Origin of the sequence: Frankia casuarinae, assembly GCF_000013345.1 — a bacterium.
In the GTDB taxonomy this organism is placed as follows: Bacteria; Actinomycetota; Actinomycetes; order Frankiales; family Frankiaceae; genus Frankia; species Frankia casuarinae.
On sequence record NC_007777.1, the window covers coordinates 118774 to 139133 of the forward strand.

General features: G+C 69.8%; 16 protein-coding genes and 1 tRNA gene. 9 read left to right on the forward strand and 8 right to left on the reverse strand.

What is annotated here, in order from left to right:
- Positions 1 to 202: 202 nt before the first annotated feature.
- Positions 203 to 1273, reverse strand: coding sequence for a Glu/Leu/Phe/Val family dehydrogenase (locus FRANCCI3_RS00475; protein WP_011434573.1), 1071 nt, complete (start codon positions 1271 to 1273; stop codon positions 203 to 205).
- A 261-nt stretch (positions 1274 to 1534) separates the two neighbouring features.
- On the opposite strand from FRANCCI3_RS00475, the gene FRANCCI3_RS00480 reads away from it, so the two are divergent.
- From FRANCCI3_RS00480 to FRANCCI3_RS00495, 4 genes are all read left to right on the forward strand, one after another.
- Positions 1535 to 2365: a hypothetical protein gene (locus tag FRANCCI3_RS00480; protein WP_011434574.1), complete on the forward strand. Its 831-nt coding sequence runs from the start codon at positions 1535 to 1537 to the stop codon at positions 2363 to 2365.
- A 152-nt stretch (positions 2366 to 2517) separates the two neighbouring features.
- The gene (gene bldC, locus FRANCCI3_RS00485) at positions 2518 to 2724 is read left to right on the forward strand and encodes a developmental transcriptional regulator BldC (RefSeq protein WP_006540950.1); all 207 of its coding nucleotides are present in this window, start codon (positions 2518 to 2520) and stop codon (positions 2722 to 2724) included.
- Positions 2725 to 3268: 544 nt separating this feature from the next.
- The gene (locus FRANCCI3_RS00490) at positions 3269 to 4021 is read left to right on the forward strand and encodes a hypothetical protein (protein ID WP_011434575.1); all 753 of its coding nucleotides are present in this window, start codon (positions 3269 to 3271) and stop codon (positions 4019 to 4021) included.
- Positions 4022 to 4240: 219 nt separating this feature from the next.
- A tRNA-Glu gene (locus FRANCCI3_RS00495) sits at positions 4241 to 4316 on the forward strand.
- 53 nt (positions 4317 to 4369) lie between these two features.
- On the opposite strand, the gene FRANCCI3_RS00500 is transcribed toward FRANCCI3_RS00495, so the two are convergent.
- On the reverse strand, positions 4370 to 5734 hold the full coding sequence (locus FRANCCI3_RS00500) for a transposase (protein ID WP_011434576.1): 1365 nt from the start codon (positions 5732 to 5734) through the stop codon (positions 4370 to 4372).
- A gap of 265 nt (positions 5735 to 5999) precedes the next feature.
- Here FRANCCI3_RS00500 and FRANCCI3_RS00505 point away from each other — a divergent pair, with 265 nt between their 5' ends.
- Positions 6000 to 6428: a hypothetical protein gene (locus FRANCCI3_RS00505; RefSeq protein ID WP_011434577.1), complete on the forward strand. Its 429-nt coding sequence runs from the start codon at positions 6000 to 6002 to the stop codon at positions 6426 to 6428.
- 40 nt (positions 6429 to 6468) lie between these two features.
- Positions 6469 to 6837: a nuclear transport factor 2 family protein gene (locus FRANCCI3_RS00510; RefSeq protein ID WP_011434578.1), complete on the forward strand. Its 369-nt coding sequence runs from the start codon at positions 6469 to 6471 to the stop codon at positions 6835 to 6837.
- Positions 6838 to 6946: 109 nt separating this feature from the next.
- Here the strand turns inward: FRANCCI3_RS00510 and FRANCCI3_RS00515 are convergent, their stop codons facing one another.
- Positions 6947 to 7504, reverse strand: coding sequence for a hypothetical protein (locus tag FRANCCI3_RS00515; protein ID WP_023840621.1), 558 nt, complete (start codon positions 7502 to 7504; stop codon positions 6947 to 6949).
- 205 nt (positions 7505 to 7709) lie between these two features.
- Between FRANCCI3_RS00515 and FRANCCI3_RS00520 the strand changes: the two genes are divergently transcribed.
- Together FRANCCI3_RS00520 and FRANCCI3_RS00525 are read left to right on the forward strand one after the other, a co-directional pair.
- Positions 7710 to 8459, forward strand: a complete 750-nt coding sequence (locus tag FRANCCI3_RS00520; protein ID WP_011434580.1) for a transposase — start codon at positions 7710 to 7712, stop codon at positions 8457 to 8459.
- A gap of 201 nt (positions 8460 to 8660) precedes the next feature.
- The gene (locus FRANCCI3_RS00525) at positions 8661 to 9434 is read left to right on the forward strand and encodes a glycosyltransferase family 2 protein (RefSeq protein WP_023840623.1); all 774 of its coding nucleotides are present in this window, start codon (positions 8661 to 8663) and stop codon (positions 9432 to 9434) included.
- A 60-nt stretch (positions 9435 to 9494) separates the two neighbouring features.
- Here the strand turns inward: FRANCCI3_RS00525 and FRANCCI3_RS00530 are convergent, their stop codons facing one another.
- The 3 genes from FRANCCI3_RS00530 to FRANCCI3_RS00540 form a co-directional block, all read right to left on the reverse strand.
- Positions 9495 to 11033 (reverse strand): hypothetical protein, encoded by a 1539-nt coding sequence (locus FRANCCI3_RS00530; protein ID WP_011434582.1) that lies wholly within the window; start codon positions 11031 to 11033, stop codon positions 9495 to 9497.
- 250 nt (positions 11034 to 11283) lie between these two features.
- On the reverse strand, positions 11284 to 12267 hold the full coding sequence (locus FRANCCI3_RS00535) for an intradiol ring-cleavage dioxygenase (RefSeq protein WP_011434583.1): 984 nt from the start codon (positions 12265 to 12267) through the stop codon (positions 11284 to 11286).
- Between the two features lie 217 nt (positions 12268 to 12484).
- Positions 12485 to 12685, reverse strand: coding sequence for a DUF7715 family protein (locus tag FRANCCI3_RS00540; protein ID WP_023840626.1), 201 nt, complete (start codon positions 12683 to 12685; stop codon positions 12485 to 12487).
- A 923-nt stretch (positions 12686 to 13608) separates the two neighbouring features.
- On the opposite strand from FRANCCI3_RS00540, the gene FRANCCI3_RS00550 reads away from it, so the two are divergent.
- Positions 13609 to 15588, forward strand: coding sequence for a UvrD-helicase domain-containing protein (locus FRANCCI3_RS00550; protein WP_011434585.1), 1980 nt, complete (start codon positions 13609 to 13611; stop codon positions 15586 to 15588).
- A 34-nt stretch (positions 15589 to 15622) separates the two neighbouring features.
- Here FRANCCI3_RS00550 and FRANCCI3_RS27625 read toward each other — a convergent pair whose 3' ends face one another.
- Together FRANCCI3_RS27625 and metH are read right to left on the reverse strand one after the other, a co-directional pair.
- The gene (locus FRANCCI3_RS27625; protein ID WP_011434586.1) at positions 15623 to 16396 is read right to left on the reverse strand and encodes an RNA-guided endonuclease InsQ/TnpB family protein; all 774 of its coding nucleotides are present in this window, start codon (positions 16394 to 16396) and stop codon (positions 15623 to 15625) included.
- Between the two features lie 52 nt (positions 16397 to 16448).
- Complete coding sequence (metH, locus tag FRANCCI3_RS00560; protein ID WP_011434587.1) at positions 16449 to 20228, reverse strand: methionine synthase; 3780 nt, start codon at positions 20226 to 20228, stop codon at positions 16449 to 16451.
- Between the last annotated feature and the right edge of the window lie 132 nt (positions 20229 to 20360).

Consider the following 20360-nt stretch of genomic DNA (forward strand, 5'->3'; position numbering starts at 1 on the left):
CGGGGATATCCGCTCGTCCCCGCCGTCGGCGGCCCGTTTGACGGGGCCTGGATGTGATCACCGTCACCTGTTCCCATTGACGTTCAGGCCTCCGCCGGGCGGGTGATCGTGCCTCGCCTCACGGTGTGCCTCGCCTCACGGTGTGCCTCGCCTCACGGTGTGCCTCGCCTCACGGTGCGTCTCGCCCCATCCGCGGTCGGCGTCAGGGCAGCAGGATCCCCCGCAGGCGTCCCACGTCGGTCATGCGGCGTTCGGCGAGCCGCTCCGCGGCCTCGGTCGGGGTCACCTCCTCGGCCTCGGCGAGGCGGAACACCTCCGAGGTGGTGTCGAAGATCTGCGCGGCCCTGGCCCGGGCCCGCTCCGGCGAGTAGCCCTCGATCTCGTCCGCGACCTGGATCAGGCCGCCGGCGTTGACCACGAAGTCGGGGGCGTACAGGACTCCGGCGTCGGCGAGCTGCCGCCCGACCTCGGGCTGCGCGAGCTGGTTGTTGGCGCCGCCGCAGACGACGCCGGCTCGCAGCCGGCGGACGGTCTCCGCGCTCAGCGCTCCGCCCAGCGCGCAGGGGGCGTACACGTCGATGTCGAGGTCGAGCAGATCGTCCGGGTCCGGCACGGTCTCGGCCGCCGGGAACTCCACCCGCAGCCGGGCCAGGGCCACCGGGTCCACGTCGCCCGCGACCACCGAGGCGCCGCTGTCGAGGAGATGCCCGACGAGCCGCCGCCCGACCTTGCCGACTCCCGAGACCGCGACGCGGCGCCCCGCCAGGCTCGGCGTTCCCCACCGGTGCCGGGCGGCGGCGCGCATGCCCTCGAAGACCCCGTAGGCGGTCAGCACGCCGGAGTCGCCCGAACCGCCGTGCGCCGGTGACCGTCCGGTTACCCACCGGGTTTCCCGGGCGATGACGTCCATGTCCGCCACATAGGTACCGACGTCGCAAGCGGTGATGTATCGGCCGCCCAGTGATGCGACATGGCGGCCGAAGGCGCGCAGCAGTGGCTCCGACTTCGCGACGGCCGGATCACCGATGATGACGGCCTTGCCGCCGCCGAGGTCCAGCCCGGCGCAGGCGGCCTTGTAGGCCATCGCCCGGGACAGGGCGAGGGCGTCCGCCAACGCGACTTCCTCGTCGGCGTAGGGGTGGAAGCGGGTACCGCCCAGCGACGGCCCCAGCGCCGTCGAGTAGATGGCGATGATCGCGTGAAGACCCGAGGGACGGTCCGAGCACAACAGCACCTGCTCATGGTCACAAACGGCGCTGAACAGGGACGACATGGCGCACCTCTCTCCTCGGGGCCTTCTGGGGGCCTTCTGGGGGCCTCCGTGGGGCCCGTGGCCCCCACCGCCCTGATCCCGCGCGCCGGGCCAACCACCCCGCGCCGCGCCCAGGGCCCGCAGATCGTGTCCTGGCGAACCCTACGGCGCCGGTAGGCCGGACGGCTTGTGTGTGGACGTGCCAGGATCGAGGCATGCCAGGATCCAGGGCATCCGCGTGGGTGTCGTCGGTCGGATCGCGCGCGGTAAGTGGGTCCTGAGGTGCCCGTCGTCTCCCCCGCGGCGTATCTGCGGGTGTACGAACCGCTCGCTGCCTTTCCCGCGGCCGAACGTGGCCGCTGGCAGCGTTACGCCGCCGCGGGGCCGCCTTCGCGCCGGGCCGGGACCCGCCGGGAGCGGGTCCTGGCGCTGGTCGCGACCGTCCATCCCACCCTTGACGTCGCCGACGAGTCGGCCTTCGTCCAGTGGATCGACGGTCTGATGTTCGTCTGTCCGTGGTCGACCCAGCTGCGGGTGTGGCAGGCGGCGCTCGAGTTCCGCGGCCTGATGCCCGACCGCGTCGCGGAGGCGTTCCTGCCACGGCGGATCATCGAGCCGGCCGAGGTCGAGCTGGACCGGTGGAAGGCCCGCCGCCCCGCGCTCAAGGTCCACGTGCAGACCTGTACCTGGATGGTGCCACCGCCGTGGTTCCTGCTCTTCGACCCGGCCGAACGGTCCCTGGTCACGGGGGACACTGCCGAGCGGTCCATGATCTACCGCACCACGATGAGCCTCGCCAGACGGCGGGCGGGCCGGGCGGTGGAGGCGGTGGAGGCGCTGCGGGCGAGCTCTCCGGACGCCCCAGGAGTCGAGGGCGTCGGCGAGCTGGCCCGTTGGCTGGGGTCCTTCCATCCGCAGAGCAGGGTCGAACTGGACTACGACGGGCTAGTTGACCTGCTGGACGATGACATGCTTCGGCGCGACAACTCTGTAGAGGACATCGTCGAGGCTGTCAGTGCGTTACGCCGTGGGCGAACAGACCTAGCGGTCGAAGCCTACGAACGAGTCCTGATGAGGTGGAGGCCCTTGCAGGCACGGGAATCCGCGAGCTGATCGGCGCATTCTGTTAACTGAGAGTTGCCGCCCGCGTCGGACGAGCTGTGACTAGTCAGTAGATGGTCCTGACGTGCCATGTCCGAAATGCCCCCGAAGGATGCACGATCTGTATGGGACGGAGCGACGCTCTGTGACGGGAGGCCAACGCAATGACGACACGAACGCCAGACGCTGAGCCGCTGCTGACGCCCGCCGAGGTTGCCACGATGTTTCGGGTAGACCCGAAGACCGTGACCCGGTGGGCGAAGGCCGGAAAGCTGACGTCGATTCGGACTCTGGGCGGTCACCGCCGGTACCGAGAGGCGGAGGTGCGTGCCCTGTTGAAGGGAGTTCCGAGCATCGGAAGTGACATCTAGGTTCGCGCCAACCTGGCGCGTTGCACGAGCCCCCTCCTCTCCTCGGGTGCGGGCCGCACGGCTGACAGTGCGAGGGTGTCGGTCGTGAGTCCCGCGGAATAGGGCCGAAGGTCTCGAGAGCGGTTGATCGTCCCGTATCGGACGACGGCCGGAGGCTGCGGTATCACCATCGGGCCGCTGATGGAGGGGTAGATAGATCCAGGCGTCGGGTCGTCCGGCATGTGGGTGAGCCCATGCGTCGGGATCCTGTCCCGCCGACGTCCCGCGTCAAGGACCACCTCCGCACCGGGAGGGCGCTGGGTGGACCTGCTGGGGAACCGGCGGACGGCCGTTACGGCTGTCCGCCGGTCTCGTCGCGCTGGGCCAAGGCACTGGACGGACGGCCGAGGCCCTGGACAGCCGAGAGGCTGGACAGAGATCGCTGGACAGAGATCCGAGCTGCCCGGAGGTTGATCATCGTTGGACCGCCGCCTGGCGCCGTAACCCGCCCGGCACCGTGACGTCGGGCGGCGCCGATAACCAGGGCTGGGGGCGGGAGTCGACTGTGCCCGGTTTCCGGCCCAGTACCAGCGCGTTCCGGTTCACGAACAGCTTCGCTCCGCAACCGTTGTTGGCCGTTTCGGCGCCATGGTCGACTCGGCGGCTGGGCCTCGGCGACGCCAGCCGGGGCCTGTGCGGCGGGATGATCTACGCTGTGCGTGATCTGTTCGAGGCCGGAATCGGGCCGCCGCCTGACGTCGTGGCGCCGGCAGTCGGTTCCCCGCTGTACGCGTACCTCGTCCGCCGCCTGCTGGAGAGCTTCGACATCCCGCGGGGGGTGGCCCGCTACTACCGGCTCATGCAGGGCGCCGATGCCGACGTCAACCGGGGGATCCGGGTCCGGCCGGGAGTCGCGCGGACGAGCCTGGCGGATGAGTGGCCACGGATCCGGCTCGATCTGGACGAGGGGTTGCTGTCCCCGATCGGGATCATCACGGTGCGCTCCCCCGATCCGCGGCTGCTCGGCCTGAACCATCAGGTGCTCGCCTACGCCTACGTCCAGGCCGGAACGTCGATCACGCTCCGTGTCTATGATCCGAACACTCCCGGGGACCGGGCCGACGAGGTCACGCTGAGTTTCGATCTCGCCGGGCCGGCGCGGATCGAGCACTCGATCGCGATCGGGGGGCGGCCGGTCCGAGCCTTCTTCCGTTCCCGCTACCGATGGGTCGACCCGCGCCGCGCCATCGCGCCCGCGGCAGGCCGCCCCGCGGGGCAGGAGGCGCCGGGCCGTTCACGCCTGGAGAAGGGCCGGTGACGCGGCAGCCGGGCAGCCGGGTGGCCGGGTGGCCGGGCAGTCGTTGGGCAGCCGGGTGGTTGGCCGGCCAGGGGAGCGTTCCCACGGGGATGCCGAGCGGTCGGGATCGGCCCGGGAAGGGTTTGTCGTCCGACCGGGCCATCCCCTATGCTTGCGGTGTTTCAGACGATCGACGTCGCGGTTGGGCGGATGCGCAGCCTCGCTGAGGGTCGTCGCCGCGCCCCCATCGTCTAGCGGCCCAGGACGTCGCCCTTTCAAGGCGGTAGCACGGGTTCGAATCCCGTTGGGGGCACCAGAGGGTAGCCGATCGGCCACTAAATGCTAACATCTAGAGCGCCGGTCAGGTAGTCAGGCTGCTTGCTGATCGTTTCTTTGGCGGGCGATGACGTGGAGGTTGTGGACGACGGCGGTGCGGCGGAGGTAGAACAGGTTCTTGCGCTGCCCGTGGTAGCGGGCGCGGCGGCCCTGCCAGTGGCCGACGTGGGCGAGGGTGTGCTCGACCGCGGTGCGTTCCCGCAGGCGGGCGCGGCCGGCCGGGGTCGCCTGGCGTTCACGGAGTTCGGCGAGCAGAGTCTCGTCGGGATGGATGCTCACGCTGCGCCCGCGGGTGCTGGTGGTGCACTGTTCCCGCAGGGGACAGGCCGCGCAGGTCGCTGCTGGGAAACGGACGGTGCGGCCCGGGGTGAAGGGCATGACCACCCCGGCCGGGCAGGTGAGCTGGCCGTGGTCGAAGTTCAGGGTGAAAGCGGTCTCGTCATACCGGCCGGTGGTGTTGCGGACTCGCCACGCCTTACAGAACACCTGCAGGTTCTCGTCGCGGTCGCGGACCAGAGTGGAGGGCAGGTAGGCCCGGTCGATGTGCAGCTCGGTCAGGTTTTTCGCTACCCCGCGGCGCAGCCGGGCCACACCGGCCGGGGTGGTCTCGACGTCCTGGTCACGGACCTGGCGGGCCACCGCGACAGCCGCCCCGACCGGGGCGGGCTGGGCAGCGATGAAGGTCTCCACCGCCTCCAGGGCGGCCAGCACCACCGCCAGAGCGTGGTCCCGCTCGCCGGGGTCGTCCCAGTCGGCGTCCAACGCGGCTTTCAGGCTGGATCCGGCCAGCACCGGGGCCCCAGCCCGGCGGGCCAGGACGGCGGTTCCTTCGTCCAGCCCCCACCCCTGCCCGGCCGCGATCACACCCAGAGCCTTGCGCAGGGCGTGTCCCATGTTCGGGGTGTCCTCGACCCGGCCGGCGCCCCACAACGGACTGGAGTCCAACGCCGCCCGTAACGCCCGCGGCCCGAACCCCCCGCTCACCATGGCGATCTCGATGGTGCGTGCGATCAGCCGCCGATCCCACCCAGCGTTGATCAGCCGGGTACGGAATCCCACCAGGGTGCCCTTGGCAAACGGGGGACGGTCGGTGTCCAGGCAGTCCAGCACCAGCTGCCAGCGCCGGTCCATCACCGTCGCCTCGATCACCTCGTCGTCGGAGATACCCGTGTAGGCCTGCAGGATCAGCGCCAACGCCAGCTGCGCCGGCGGCACCGGCGGCTGGCCCTTCGGACTGTCGCGGTAGACCTCGGCCAGCTCGGTCTGGAACGCCTCGTCGAACAGCTCATGCCGATACCGGCGCAGGAACACGAACAGCTTCGCCCGCCGCACCAGCCTGATCACTGTTTGTTCCGCAGCCGAGGGCTCCACCGGTGGACGCCACACCCCAGGACGCATCAGGCAGCACCTTCCGATCAGAGGCTGGCACCCGGCACCCACCCACCGGTGCTGCCTACCACAGATCACACACGGCTACTTGACCGGCGCACTAGCCGCCCGTCCGTCCCGAGCCCACTGAAATCCGCCGCGGAGCGTGCGCGCCGACCGCGGCTCGATTACCTGGGCGGTAATCGACCATCCCGGCGACTGTGGCACACGCTGTACGTGGCACAGCACCCTGCGGCCTGTGCCACGCACGATCACGTTGAGGAGGCTGATGTCAATGACCACGAGCCAACCCTCGGTCCGTGCCGGGGCCGAGGTCAGGACGGACGGGGCCACCTGGCTACAGCGTTTCCTCGCCCTCGACGCCGTCGTCACCACGGTGAACGGAATCGCCTATCTGGTGGCGTCGGGGCCGTTGGGGCGGCTGTTCGACGTCAGCGGCGATCTGCTGCTCGCTCTGGGCGCTTTCCTGCTCCTCTACGGCCTGGCTGTCGGTTGGCTCGCCAGCAGGCCGCGGCCATCGGTACTGGCCGTCAACGCGGTGATCGAGGCCAATCTCGCCTGGGCGGTGCTCAGCATCGTCGCGTTGTTGTTCTGGTTCGACGATCCCAGCATCGCCGGGCAGGTCTGGATTCCGCTGCAGGCGGCGACGGTCGGCGGTCTCGCCGTGCTGCAGTTCGCCGCCCTGCGTCGCAGTCGGGTGTGACTCCGAACACCATCCAGCACGATTTTGAAAGGGTACTGAGTTGACTTCGTACAACGACGCTGTCCAGCGGTACTTCGCCGCCTGGAACGCCGCCACTCCCGAGGACTTGAAGGACGCGGTCGCCGCCGCGTTCACAGAAGAAGGCACCTACACCGACCCGCTGGCCGACGTCAGCGGGCACGACGGCATCGCCGCCGCGATCAGCGGAGCGCACGAGCAGTTCCCCGGTTTCGAGTTCAGGCTCGCCGGCTCCCCTGACGGGCACCACAACATCGCTCGTTTCTCCTGGGAACTGGTCTCGAAGGCCGATGGCTCGGCTCCGGCGGCCGGCTTTGATGTGATCACTCTCGCCGAGGACGGACGAATCAGCTCGGTGAGCGGCTTCCTGGACCGGCTTCCGGGAGCCTGACCCCGGAGGTCCGGGCACGGCCCGGTGGAGACGTGCCGACCGGACATCCGTGCCACGGATGCCCGGCCGGCACGCACTTTCGCCTGGGTCTTTCTCCGGGCCTGGGGGCTCATACCACGGGTGCGCCTTTCATGGCGACCTGAAGCGCCTGTGCCGTCTCCGGATCGGCTGGCAGGAAAGTCTCTACCGCCAGTTCGGAGACGGTCACGTCCATAGGCGTGTTGAACGTGGTGACCGTCGAGATGAGAGACAGGATCGTTTCGCCTGCCTGGATCTGCAGTGGCAGCGCGAGCGGGTAATGCTCCGCGCCGAGGGAGGCGTGCGCCTGGCCGTCTCCGTCCGAACCAGGCGCCGGGTACGCCGAGACCTCGTTGAACAATTCCTTGAGTTCACTCGATGGCCGTAGCGTGACCTGTCGGTCGATACGCTCCAGCAGGTGTGCGCGCCACTCGGAAAGGTTACGGATCCGGGGAGCTAGCCCTTCCGGGTGAAGGGTGATCCTTATGGCATTCATCGGCGGTTCGAGCAGGAATTTTGGAAGGTCCCCGAGCAGTGCCTGGACACCGCGGTTGGCGGTCAGGATGTCGTACCTGCCATCCATGATCAACGCGGGATTGGGCTCGTAGGCGGCCAGCAGCCGCTCCAGCCCCGTCCGGAGCACGTACATCTGCGGGTCCTGGAGGCTAGAGTTTCGCAGTTTTCTTGATCGTCTCGCGGTGGTTAGCGAGGCGAGTTGATTTAACCTATTGATGGGACGAGTTGTGTCCGGGTGTGGCACGGCTGCGGCGTGCCGGTAGAGGAAGCAGGCTTCCCGACGGGCTGATGGCGGGAGCATCGACGCTTCCTAAACCAGCTCGAATGAGTGGACGCCGATGCTCCCGGATGTCACTGTACCGTTTTCCCTGGCCGTTCTCCTGGCTGATTTCCGACCGTGCTTCACCGTGCCGACCTTCCGGGTTTTCCGCGCCCTGGTGGCCGGGATGCTCGCGGCCACGGGCCGGCGCACGGTGTGCGGGATGCTCGTCGGCGCCGGGCTGTCGCGGGTGTGGCCGCACGACCGGGTGCACCGGTTCTTCTCCGCCGCGGTCTGGTCCGCCGACGAGCTCGGGGTGACCCTGGCCCGGCTGGCGGTGCGCCTTCTGATCCCCGCCGGGGCACCGGTGACCGTGGCGGTCGACGACACGCTGTTCCACCGCAGAGGCACCAAGGTCTGGGCCGCGAGCTGGTTCCACGACGGCTCGGCCGTCGACACCCGCCAGATCGGCTACGGCAACAACTGGGTCCTCGCCGGAATCATCGTCACCCTACCCTGCCTCGACCGGCAGATCTGCCTGCCGGTGATGGCCCGACTGGTCCGCAAGGACACCACATCGGCCTCCCGGCTGTGGCTGGCCGCCCGCATGGTCGAGAAACTGGCCACCGCACTGCCCGGACATACGATCCACGCCGTCGCCGACGCCGCCTACGCCGGCGACGAGCTACGCACCCTACCCGCCCCGGTGACCTGGACCACCCGACTACGCAAGAACGCCGCCCTCGACGGTGGACTCGCGCAGGAACCTGCGGCGCCAGTACCGGTCGGCGCAGATCAGCCAGGGGTCGGTGACGAAGTCCGCCGATGAGACCCGGAAGGGAGGTTCGATGTTCGCGTCGATCAGCTCGGCGGCGACGTCCTCGCAGACCCGGTCCAACTCGCGGGAGTCGGCTGAGGCTGCCTGACCGAGCCGCGCATTGATCGATGCGACGTCCATGTGCCCCCTCCGTCAGATCTTCTCCGGATATGTACCACACGGCTGCGGGGCGGATCGGTACATACTGCGAACATGCGGGTCGATGTGGTCACCGCGGTACACGCCGAGTACGCGGGTTACCTGCCCGCGGCGTGGGACTCGCTGCACCGGCAGAGCCATCCCCACTGGACGTGGCGGGTTCACCTCGACGGGTCGCCCGACGAGGTCCTCGACGTGCTGACCGCCTGCGGAGCGGCGGACGACGGCCGGGTCCGGATCGCCGCGCACGGCACCCAGGAAGGCCTCGGGGTCGCCCGCAACATCGCCCTCGGCGCGTGCACCGCGCCGCTGGTCCAGAACCTCGACGCCGACGATGAGCTCGAACCCGGCGCGCTCGCCGACCTCAGCGGCGCGCTCGCCGCCCATCCCGCGGCAGGCTACGCGGTCGGCCATGCCCGCGACCTGCACGCTGACGGCACCCTGCGCACCGCGCCGCTGGCAGTGCCCGCCGGGCCGCTGGCCCGCGGTGCGCTGGCCGTCGCGTGGGCGTCCGCCTTACCCGACCGCACCCTGCCACCCGTGCATCCGGCCGGGGTGATGTGGCGCCGAAACCTGCTCCTCGTCGTCGGGGGATGGGCGGCGCTGCGCGGTGTCGAGGACACCGCGACCCTCATTGCCGGCTCCGCCCTCGCCACCGGAATACTGCTCGACGTCCCCACATTGCGCTACCGACGCCACGACGCACAGCGTTCCCGCCAGAACGGCAATTTTTCGGAGGGCAATATTTGCTCATCTGGCGGTGTGCCGCCCTACTCGCCGGCGGACCCCCCTGGGAAGAGCGGTAACCAGCAGGGCCGTGTGGGATGATCGGCTGAATAGCATTCGTGGTCCACGAGCAAAGAGGCTGAGTTCACCAGAGTTCGGTTTTTACCAGAGTTCGGTGAGCGCGGCGAACAGCTGGAGCCGGTGCTGTAGCCAGCCGAGGGTGCGGAAGTCGCCGCCGAGGCTGGCGGGCGGGTTGCTGACCAGGGTGTCCCGACGCAGGAGATCAGCAAAGTCGATGGTGGCGCCCACGGCTCCGGGTACGTTCGCGCGGGCCAGGATCGCGAGCATTTCGCTGGCCATGATGCCGTAGCCGATGCTGGTGGGATGGACGCCGTCGAGCGCGATAAGACCTCCCTGGGTACGACCCCGGGCGTCGGAGAGGAAGAATCGGGTGTCGGGCCGGGGGTGCAGCTCGCGGAGTGCCTGGGGTAGCGGATAGGGGCCGTACCGGTTCCACCAGCTCGGTCGGGTGGTCGGGTCGTCGAGATAGCGGCGGTAGGCGAGCCGGTCCAGCAGGGCGCACAGGTCGAAGACCCGCCAGTCGTCACCGGCCTGCCGGTGCGCCCTGACGTGTTCGATGATGACCTGGTTGTACATGTCGATGGCGCTGTCGATCTGCCGGCACTGCGTCCCGGTGAGGCAGGGGTCGGCGGTGTCGAACTGGTCGTCGCTGATCCAGGCGTAGGTGTAGCGGGCGAAGTATCGCGAGCCTTCCGGCTTGTCGCCGACCCCGCGGGCGAGCGGTGCGACGGTGACGTGGGGGACGGTGACCAGCACGACATGCCGGGCTCCCACCTTTTCGATTTCGGTGACGAGCTGGTCGTACTCCTGCTGGAAGTGGGCGGGGCGCCATACCGTGTAGGCCTTCTTCCCGTTCAGGTCGGCGAAGTTGTCTCCGCTCCAGACCAGCCGCAGCCGCAGAACGCTGGACAGCGCGTTGTTGGCCCCGAGAGCGACCACGAGCGTGCCGACGCCCTCGGCACCGAGCTGCCGCGCCGCCGTCAGCTGGGTGGTACCCGGGTCGCCGGGGCCGGCCAGGGCACGCAGGGCAGCGATCGGCCCGTCGTTCTGGACCAGGAGCCTGCGCGGATTCCAGGACCGGCGGGCGGGGCGCTCGGCCAGCTGTTCCTGGCACCAGCCGACGTTCTTCGAGAGTGCGTCGCGGACATCCCAACCGTAGATTGCGAGATTGTGGTTGAATTCCGCCTGCTCGACGGGGAGCCGGCCCGGGCCGAAGCCCCAGTAGCGTTGCACCCCCCGCGCCTGGGTGTACAGCGCGACTATCAGGCGTAGCGCGTGCGCCGGTAGCGGCCGGCCCTTGGTAATGGTGTCCGCGTGGCGCAGCAACTCCTCCATGTTGAGGGGGAGGCCGGCGCAGCCATCCGGCCCGGGATAGACCGGATAGCGAAACGGCGTCACCCCCATCGCCTCGGCCAGCAGAGCCGGCCACGACCGGTCGGTGTTGCGGACCGCCAGATTCTGGAAGCCATGGGTGAGCGAATCACCGATCGTCACGAGCGGATGGGCGACATCCACGTCGGACTCGATGGTGAACTCTAGGCCGAGGTCGTCCCGAACGGGCTCCGGAGCCTCCACGCTAATCACCAGCTCGTCCGGCGCTGGCACCTCCGGTACGGACATCGCGGCTCTCCTTCCCCCAACCCACGATTTCCCCGACCTATGATTTCCCCCAACCCGCGATGCGTGAGTCGCCCCCGAGGTCGAGAGCGCCATTGTGCACCCACGCACCTGTCCAGCCCCCCGAGTCCCCAGCCCCCGAGTCCCCCGAGTCCCCGGAGACCTCTCGACCACCGGGATCGTCGAGTTCGACTCCGTGAACCGGAGGGGGTTGGCCGTGACGACGGGGTGTCCTCCCGATGCGTCGTGTGGGTCAGCTCGGCGCACCCGGCGGCCGCCCGCCGGGCCCGCCGGACGGTGGCTGGCCGCCGGGCGCACCGGCGGGCTGGCCGCTGGACGGGGTGGTCGTGGTGTCGACGCCGACGGCGAGGGAGACCGTGTAGCCGCTGGTGACGTTGCCGGTCACGGTGGCGAGCTGGCGGGCGCCACCGTCGTCCCCGAAGACGTTGTCGCTGTCGAGACTGGCCTGAGACAGGTTCGCGATCGACGCCTTGTAGCCCTGCTGCGCGTAGACTTGGTCGCAGACGTTCTTCGGCAGGGCGACCTGGGACGTGGCGATCGCTTTGGTGGCGTCGGTGATGCTGGCCTGGTCGGGGTAGACCTCGAAGTGGATGTGTGGCCAGCGTCCGCTGTAGCAGGCCGGGAAGATGCTGGTGAAGCGTACCTTCCCGGCCTTGTCGGCGATCTGGACGCCGCGCAGGTAGTTCTGGTCGGTGATGCCGTTGGTGTACATCGAGTAGCGGCCTTCGCGGTCACAGTGCCACACGTAGACGGCCACTCCCGCGAAGGGGACGCCGTCGGCGAGATCGGTGATGGTCAGCTCCAGCGTCATGGGAACGCCCTCGGCGGTGCCGGTCGCTCCGCCGAAGCTGGACCGGATGTCGCTGCGGACCACGCCGCTCTGCTCGAGCACGTCCGGCCCGTTGGAACCGTCGCCCGGGTAGGGGCCAGCCGTCTCCTGGGGGATCTCCCCGGACGCCCCGCTGGTCGAGGCGGATGACGACGTGCTGGGCGACGCGGTGGAGCCGGACGATCCCGAGGCTTCGGCCCCGCCTGTTCCGCAGGCAGTCAGGCCCGCCGTCGCGGCACCGAGGCCGAGAAAGGTCAGCATCCGCCGCCGGCTCAGCAGCGTGCCGAGGTCGAAGCCCAGTCCCTGGTCGACGGCCTCCTCCTCGGGCCGGGGCAGGGGACGCCCCTCGTACGTCGGCCTCCGGCCGTCCCGCTGGTAATCCGTCATGCGCTCTCCCTGAAATCGACTGATCTTGTGCCTTCACCATGGCGGGACAGTTTTTGCCCGCGCTGTGCGTCCGCTGTGCCTCGGCTGTGCGCGCCAGGTCCCCATCACGGCGGCGGCGGGAAGACCGGCAGGCACGAGCCGGCAGGCACGAGCCGGCCGGATCGGGCCGGCCGGCACGGATCGGGCCGCATGACGGTACCGGTGGGGCTGAGGCTGACTACGGGATGGTCCACTCGCGCACGGTGACGATGTCCAGCCGTCGTTCCACGACGGCGCCTGCCGGCCAGCCGTTGACGAGCCGGGTCAGCTCGTCGGCCAGCGATTCGGAGCCGACGGCGTGCCACCTCTGCGCGGCTAGGCCTGCCCGTAGCGCCTCGGCGTAGGAGCTCCGGCTCATCTCGGCGATGTCGCGAACCATCGCCGTCGTCGTCGCGTTGGCCCTGGGTGGCCGCGGTCGCGGTCAGGATCTTCATGTCGGCTCCTCGGAGCAGGGAGGTGTCGGGTGCACGGGCAAGCGAGCGGTCACAACCGCGGGCCGTTGAGTCGTGACCGCGGGCTGTTGAACGGACGGGCCCCGAACGCAGTCGGGCCCCGAACGCAGTCGGACCCGCGCATCGAAGCACCCGGGAGCTCAATCGACGAGGAGTAAATCCGGCTGTGGGCGCCCTCGACGGACGTCACCGCAGGTCAGGTGCCCTATATCGAGCGTGCGCCGCCGAACGCCGAGAAGCCGAACGCCGAGAAAACGCGCTCATCTGCAGTTCCTTGACTCCGGGGGCGGCGACGGCGTCCAGCTCGCGCGGAGCGCCCTCGGCGAGTTCGACCCGTCGTTGCTCCGGGTCGCGGCGGGATCGGGTGCGCTGTCGGTGCGTCGGTCGGTCCAGCTCGATGCCGAGACCTCGGTCTGGATCGGGACGTCGTCCGGTGCGCATCCCGGGGCGGCTGTCGAGGTAACCGGCCCGGCGCAGCAGCAGCAGCCGGCGGCGGTCGGGCCCGCGTGGCAGGCGGTGCTCAGGCTGATCACCGCGACGGAGCCGGGGCTGGTCGAGCTGGTGCGGGAGCTGGCGGCGCGGGATGTGCCGGTACCGGAGGTCGGGTACGAACTCGGGGACGCGGCCTGGCAGGCGGAGCTGGCCTGGCCGGCCGCCAGGATCGGGGTCGTCACCGCGGCCGGGCCGGGCGACCCCGAAGGCTCGGGACGCGACGCCGCCTACGCGGCGGCAGGCTGGCTGGTGCGGACCGTGTCCGAATGGCAGGCATCCGATCTCGCCTCGAACCTCACATTGAATCTCGTAGCGAACCTCGCAACGAACCTCGCAACGAACCCCGCATCAAGGATCGATGGTCCACTCGGCTCACGGAGGGACAGCCAGTCGTGCGGAACGGCAGCTGACCCACACCCGGGTCAGGCCCGCCCAGGTCAGGCCAGAGCCGGCGCCGGGAGTCGGCGACACCGCAGGGGGGGAGCCGGGCGGCCAGAAGGACGTCGAACGGCCGTTGTTCGAGGCCTTCACCGACCAGGACCTGGTCGACCTCGGTGTGGTTCCGGCCCTGCTTCCGCTGATCAGACGGATCGTTGACGAGGACGAGCTGCTCGGGCTCGCCGAGGTCGCCCCGCAGCTCACGTCCGACGTGCTCCTGGCGCTGCACGACGGCAAGAGCGTCGAAGAAGTACTCGAACACGTCACCGTGCCGGTGAAGGCCGACAGCCCGGTCGACCCGGAGGACTTCGCTGCGGCGGTTGCCCGGCCGGCGACCCAGGTGACCAGCGACGATGCCGCGCTGCAGGCGGTGCTGGGCGAGTCGTTCGCGCGGTGGCAGGTCTTCCTGCATCCGACCCAGCGCCAGCTCGTGGACCGGGTCTACGGCGGACCGGCGCGGGTCAGCGGCGGGCCGGGAACCGGGAAGACGATCGTCGCGCTGCACCGGGCCGGGCACCTCGCCGCCCGGCTGCCGCCGGGCGATGACAAGCCGATCCTGCTCACCACGTTCAACCGCAACCTTGCCGCCGACCTGCGGGCCCGGTTCCTCGACCTGGTCGGCCCCGACCTCGTCGATCGGGTCGATATCGTCAACATCGACAAGCTCGCGAGCCGGGTTGTCGGTGAGGCCGGGGCGAGCCGTCGCCGGCGGACGATCGACGATGACGCCGCCGTGCGGGAGTGGGCCGCGATGCTTGACGAGGTCGGTGAACGACGGTGGGACGCCGAGTTTCTCGCGGCCGAGTGGGCCGAGGTCGTTCTGGGCCAGGTGCTCCGTTCCCGCACCGACTACTTCAAGGCCCGGCGACCAGGTCGAGGGCGGCCACTGTCCCGAGCCGACCGCGACGCGGTGTGGCAACTCGTCGAACGTTTCACCAAGCGCCTGGACGACGCCGGTGTGTGGACGTGGCGCCAGGTAGCCGAATACGCCGCCCGCACCGAACAGGACCGCGCGGCCGCGGTGGTGAGCGCGGCCGGTCAGCCCACCGCTTCCGGCTCCCTGCCCAGGTACCGCTATCGGCATGTCGTCGTGGATGAGGCCCAGGACCTCAACCCGGCGCACTGGAAGATGCTGCGGGCCATGGTCGCGCCAGGTCGGGACGACATCTTCCTCGTCGGCGACACCCACCAGCGAATCTACGATAATTACGTCACGCTTGGTAGTCTCGGCGTGAATATCCGTGGTCGCAGTGCCAAGTTGACGCTGAGCTACCGCACCACCCGTCAGATCCTGTGGACAGCGCTTCGGCTGCTTGCCGGTGAGACGTACGACGACCTCGACGGCGGCGACGACAACCTCGCGGGGTACCGGTCGCTGCTCAGTGGCGGAGAACCCGTGCTCGGTGAGGCCGTCACCTGGGCGGATGAACTGAAGCTCATCAGCGGGCAGATCAGGGTCTGGGAGAGCGCCGGCGACGGTTCGACCAGTGCCGGCGACGGTTCGACCGCCGTGTGCGTGCCGACTCGACGGATGGTGGAGGACGTCGTCACACACCTCGAGGCGAGCGGGATTTCTGCCATCGAGATCGGGCCGGACGGGCCGAAGCGAGCCGGCGGCGTCCACGTGGGCACCATGCACCGTTTCAAGGGCCTGGAGTATCGGCGGATCATCATCGGAGGTGCCAGCGCCGGGCTTGTGCCCCGTGGCGTGGTCGAGCGGTACCAGGACGTCGACCCAAAGCGGTACCAGCAGGAACGGGCACGAGACCGGTCACTGCTGTTCGTCGCGGCGACCCGCGCCCGCGACGACCTGGCGATCTTCTGGCACGGCCGGCCAAGCCCGTTCCTGGCCGCCGCCTGGACGCGGCGTCGCGCCGTTGGGTCGAGCTTGCGCAATTGACGAAGCGCATGCGGGGTTATGCCGACCGGGTACCTCATACCAGGCCGAGGTCGGCCTTTACCTTGTCCCATGGAACTACCTTGTCCCATGGAACGGGCGTCTGCCCGGTAGCCGCCATCTCCTCGACGTAGACCACTTGGTTATCGCGGACCAGTCGAGCGGCAAGCTTGTGATGATGATCCCGGCGGGTTTCGCGCACTTTCCGGTGCAACACCGCTACCCGCCGCACCGCCTTCCGACGGTCCGCGGAACCTTTCCGTGCGCGGGCCAGCGACCGCTGGGCGCGGGCGAGATGCCGCCGCTTCGACCGCGGCGGGCGAGGGTTCGCCACGATCTCACCCGTGGACATGGTCACCAACCGATCGAGCCCAAGATCGACCCCCACCTCGGCGGGCACGACCGGGTACGGCTCGTCGGTCACATCGACCACGAACGACACGTAGTACCGGCCGTCCGCTTCCCGGATCACCGTGGCCGACGACGGAACCGACGGCAACCCCCGAGACCAGGCGAGTTCGACATCTCCGACCTTCCTGATCCGAGTTCTTAACGCGACTGGGCGACACTCGCCACCTGGTCCGTCAGCATGCTTGAGCGGGAGGTGTTCACCGAAGCGGGGTCGCGGCCCGGCTTCTCGGCCTGCCGCAGAACACCTTCCACTACTGCTTGGCGGGTGGCACGGTCGGTGACCGGGCCTACAAGCCGGTGATCCGTGTCGCACCCCGGGCGGCCGGCCTCGACTACAAGAAGACTGCCAACCGTACGTCTGGCCGGCCCCTCGTGCTTCTTGCGGGAACGGCCGCCGCATGTCGGATCACGAGGAGTAAGCGTCGTGAACCCGGACCTGCTGTCCGGGGCGTCTACTCGGGATCGTAGGCGAGGTTGGGGCGTAGCCAGCGCTCGACGTCGGAGATCTTCAGGCCCCGCCGCTGGGCGTAGTCCTCGACCTGGTCCCGGCCGATGCGCCCGACGGTGAAGTACCGCGACGACGGATGGGCGAAGATGAGCCCGCTGACGGCGGCGGCGGGGGTCATCGCGAAGGACTCGGTCAGGCCCATCCCCACCCGCCCGGCGTCCAGCAGGTCGAACAGCGCCTGCTTCTCGCTGTGGTCGGGGCTCGCCGGGTAGCCGAAGGCGGGACGAATGCCGCGGAAGCGCTCGGCGTGCAGATCCTCCAGCGACGGCTTGGCGTCCGGCTCGAACCAGGCGCGTCGCGCCTCAAGGTGGACATACTCGGCGAACGCCTCGGCGAGCCGGTCGGCCAGGGCCTTCACCATGATCGCCCGGTAGTCGTCCTGCCGGGCCTCGAAGCCGGCCGCGAGCGTGTCGGCGCCGTGGACGGCCACGGCGAACCCGCCGATGTGGTCCCCGGCCGGGGCCAGGTAGTCGGCGAGGCTGCGGTTCGGCCGCCCCGCGGGCTTGGCCGTCTGCTGGCGCAGCATCGGCAGGCGCAGCCGCCCCGTGCCACCCGGACCCGGCGTGCCACCTTGACCCGGCGAGCTGGCGCTGTTCACCGCGCCGACGTCGATCTGATCGATCAGGATGTCGTCGTCCTCCGCGACGGCGGGCCAGAAGCCGTAGACCCCGCGGGCCTGAAGGCTGCCGTCCGCGATGATCTGATCGAGCAGGACGTTCGCCTCGTCGTACAGCTCACGGGCCACCGGCTGGTCCAGGATCGCCGGGAACTTGCCCTTCAGCTCCCAGGCAAGGAAGAAGAACTGCCAGTCGATCATCGAGCGCAGCGCGCCGAGGTCCGGGGTGACGACGCGGACGCCGGTGAAGGCGGGGACGGGCAGGTCGTCGAACGTGACCTGCTCGCGGTTCGCCCGGGCCTGCGCGAGGGGGAGCAGCGGGCGCTGCTGGCGGTTCTCGTGCTGCTCACGCAGGAGCTTCTGCTCCGCCCGGTTACGCACGGCGAGCTCCCCGGCCCGGTCGGCGTCGAGCAGGTCCGAGACCACGCCGACGACGCGGGAGGCGTCCAGCACGTGGACGGTGGTGGCGTCGTAGGCGGGGGCGATGCGGACCGCGGTGTGCTGGCGCGAGGTGGTGGCACCGCCGATCAGCAGGGGCAGTTTCAGCCCGCGGCGCTGCATCTCGGTGGCGACCGTGACCATCTCGTCCAGGGACGGGGTGATCAGGCCGGACAGGCCGATCGCGTCGGCGCCCTCCGCCACCGCCGTGTCGAGGATGACCGTGGCGGGGACCATGACCCCCAGGTCGATGACCTCGTAGTTGTTGCAGCCGAGGACCACACCCACGATGTTCTTGCCGATGTCGTGCACGTCGCCCTTGACGGTCGCGAGCACCACCGTGCCGTTGCCACGGTTGGCACGGCCGGTGCCGGTGCCGGCCAGCAGCGCCTGCTGCTTCTCGGCCTCCATGAACGGTTCCAGGTAGGCGACCGAGCGCTTCATCACCCGGGCGCTCTTGACCACCTGCGGCAGGAACATCTTCCCCGACCCGAAGAGGTCGCCGACGATCTTCATGCCGTCCATGAGTGGTCCCTCGATCACGTCGAGGGGGCGGGCCGCCCGCGCCCGGGCCTCCTCCGTGTCGGACTCGATGAAGTCGACGATGCCGTGCACGAGCGCGTGCGCCAAGCGCTCCTCGACCGGCGCCTCGCGCCAGGACAGGTCCACCGTGCGCTTCGTGCCGCTCCCGCTCACGGTCTCGGCGAACGCGACGAGCCGGTCGGTGGCGTCGTCGCGCCGGTCGAAGAGCACGTCCTCGACGAGTTCGAGCAGGTCGGCGGGGATGTCCTGGTAGACGGCGAGCTGGCCGGCGTTGACGATGCCCATGTCGAGCCCGGCGCGCACGGCGTGGAAGAGGAACGCCGAGTGCATCGCCTCGCGGACGATGTCGTTGCCGCGGAAGGAGAACGACAGGTTCGAGATGCCGCCGCTGGTCCGCGCTCCCGGGCAGTGCTGCTTGATCAGCGGCAACGCGTCGAGGAACGCCTTCGCGTAGCCGTTGTGCTCGGCGATGCCGGTGGCGACGGCGAGCACGTTCGGGTCGAACACGATGTCCTCGGCCGGGAAGCCGACCCGCTGGGTGAGCAGGTCGTAGGCGCGGGCGCAGATCGCCACCTTGCGTTCGGCGGTGTCGGCCTGGCCCCGCTCGTCGAAGGCCATCACGACCACGCCGGCGCCGTAGTCGCGGATGCGCCGGGCCTGCTCCAGGAAGGGCTCCTCGCCCTCCTTGAGGCTGATCGAGTTGACGACGCCCTTGCCCTGCACGCAGCGCAGCCCGGCCTCCAGCACACTCCACCGCGAGCTGTCGACCATGATGGGCAGGCGGGCCGCCTCCGGCTCGGTGGCGAGCAGGTTCAGGAACGTGGTCATCGCCCGCTCGCTGTCGAGCAGGTCGGCGTCCATGTTGACGTCGAGCAGGTTGGCCCCGCCGCGCACCTGCTCCAGGGCGACGTCCACGGCGGCCTGGTAGTCGTCGGCCTCGATCAGCCGCCGGAACCGCGCCGAACCGGTGACGTTGGTGCGCTCCCCGATCATGACGAAGCCGGTGTCCTCGCCGATCTCGAACGGCTCCAGCCCGCTGAAGCGGGTGCGCGCCGGCGGGGTCGGAACCGGGCGCGGCGGCGCACCGCCGACGGCGGCGGCGATCCGCGCGATGTGCGCCGGCGTCGTCCCGCAGCAGCCGCCGACGATGTTGACCAGGCCCGCGGCGGCGAATTCGCCGATCAACTGGCCGGCTTCGTCCGGGGTCTGGTCGTAGCCGCCGAAGGCGTTCGGCAGGCCGGCGTTGGGATGGCAGGCCGTGAACGTGCCGGCGAGCCGGGCGAGCTCGGCGACGTGCGGGCGCATCTCCTCGGCGCCGAGCGAGCAGTTCACCCCGACGACCAGCGGATGCGCGTGGGCGATGGAGCTCCAGAACGCCTCGACGGTCTGCCCCGACAGCGTCCGCCCGGACAGGTCGACGATCGTTACCGAGATCCACAGCGGCAGCCGCGGGGCGACCTCGCGGGCGGCGGCGATCGCGGCCTTCGCGTTGAGCGTGTCGAAGATCGTCTCGATGAGCAGCAGGTCGACCCCGCCGTCCGCCAACGCCTGGATCTGCTCGGCGTAGGCGGCCCGGACCTCGTCGAAGGTCACCGCCCGGTACGCCGGGTCCTCCACTCGCGGGGACAGCGAGAGCGTGACGTTCAATGGGCCGATCGAACCGGCGACGAACCGCCGCCCCCCGGTCTGCCGGGCGGCCTCGTCCGCGGCCTGGCGGGCCAGCCGCGCGCCCCGCAGATTCATCTCCCGCACCAGCGACTGCAGCCCGTAGTCCGCCTGGCCGATGCTCGTCGCGGTGAACGTGTTCGTCGTGGTGATGTCCGCGCCGGCCGCGAGATACTGCCGGTGCACGTCGAGGATCACGTCCGGACGGGTCAGGTTCAGCAGGTCCGGGTCGCCGGCGAGGTCCTTCGGGTGGTCGCGGAACCGCTCCGTGCGGTAGTCGGCCGGGGTGAGCCCGGCGTTCTGCAGCATCGTGCCCCAAGCCCCGTCGAGCACGACGACCCGCTGGGCCAGCAGCTCCCGGAGCTCCCGCTCGCCGGCCTCGACCGCGTCTGCCCCGACCGTGCTGGCCTCGACCACACCGTCATGGACGGCCACCTCGTCGACCGACCTGGACCCTGCCATCAGACCACCTCCCGGTTATGGGAGGCGCCCTTACTGAACGGTGCGGGCCGAGCGTGGCGGACCTGGGCCCGTCGCAGCGCCTCTCGACCTGTGAGTGACGATACCGTGCCATCGTGATCACTTCACGCCGGC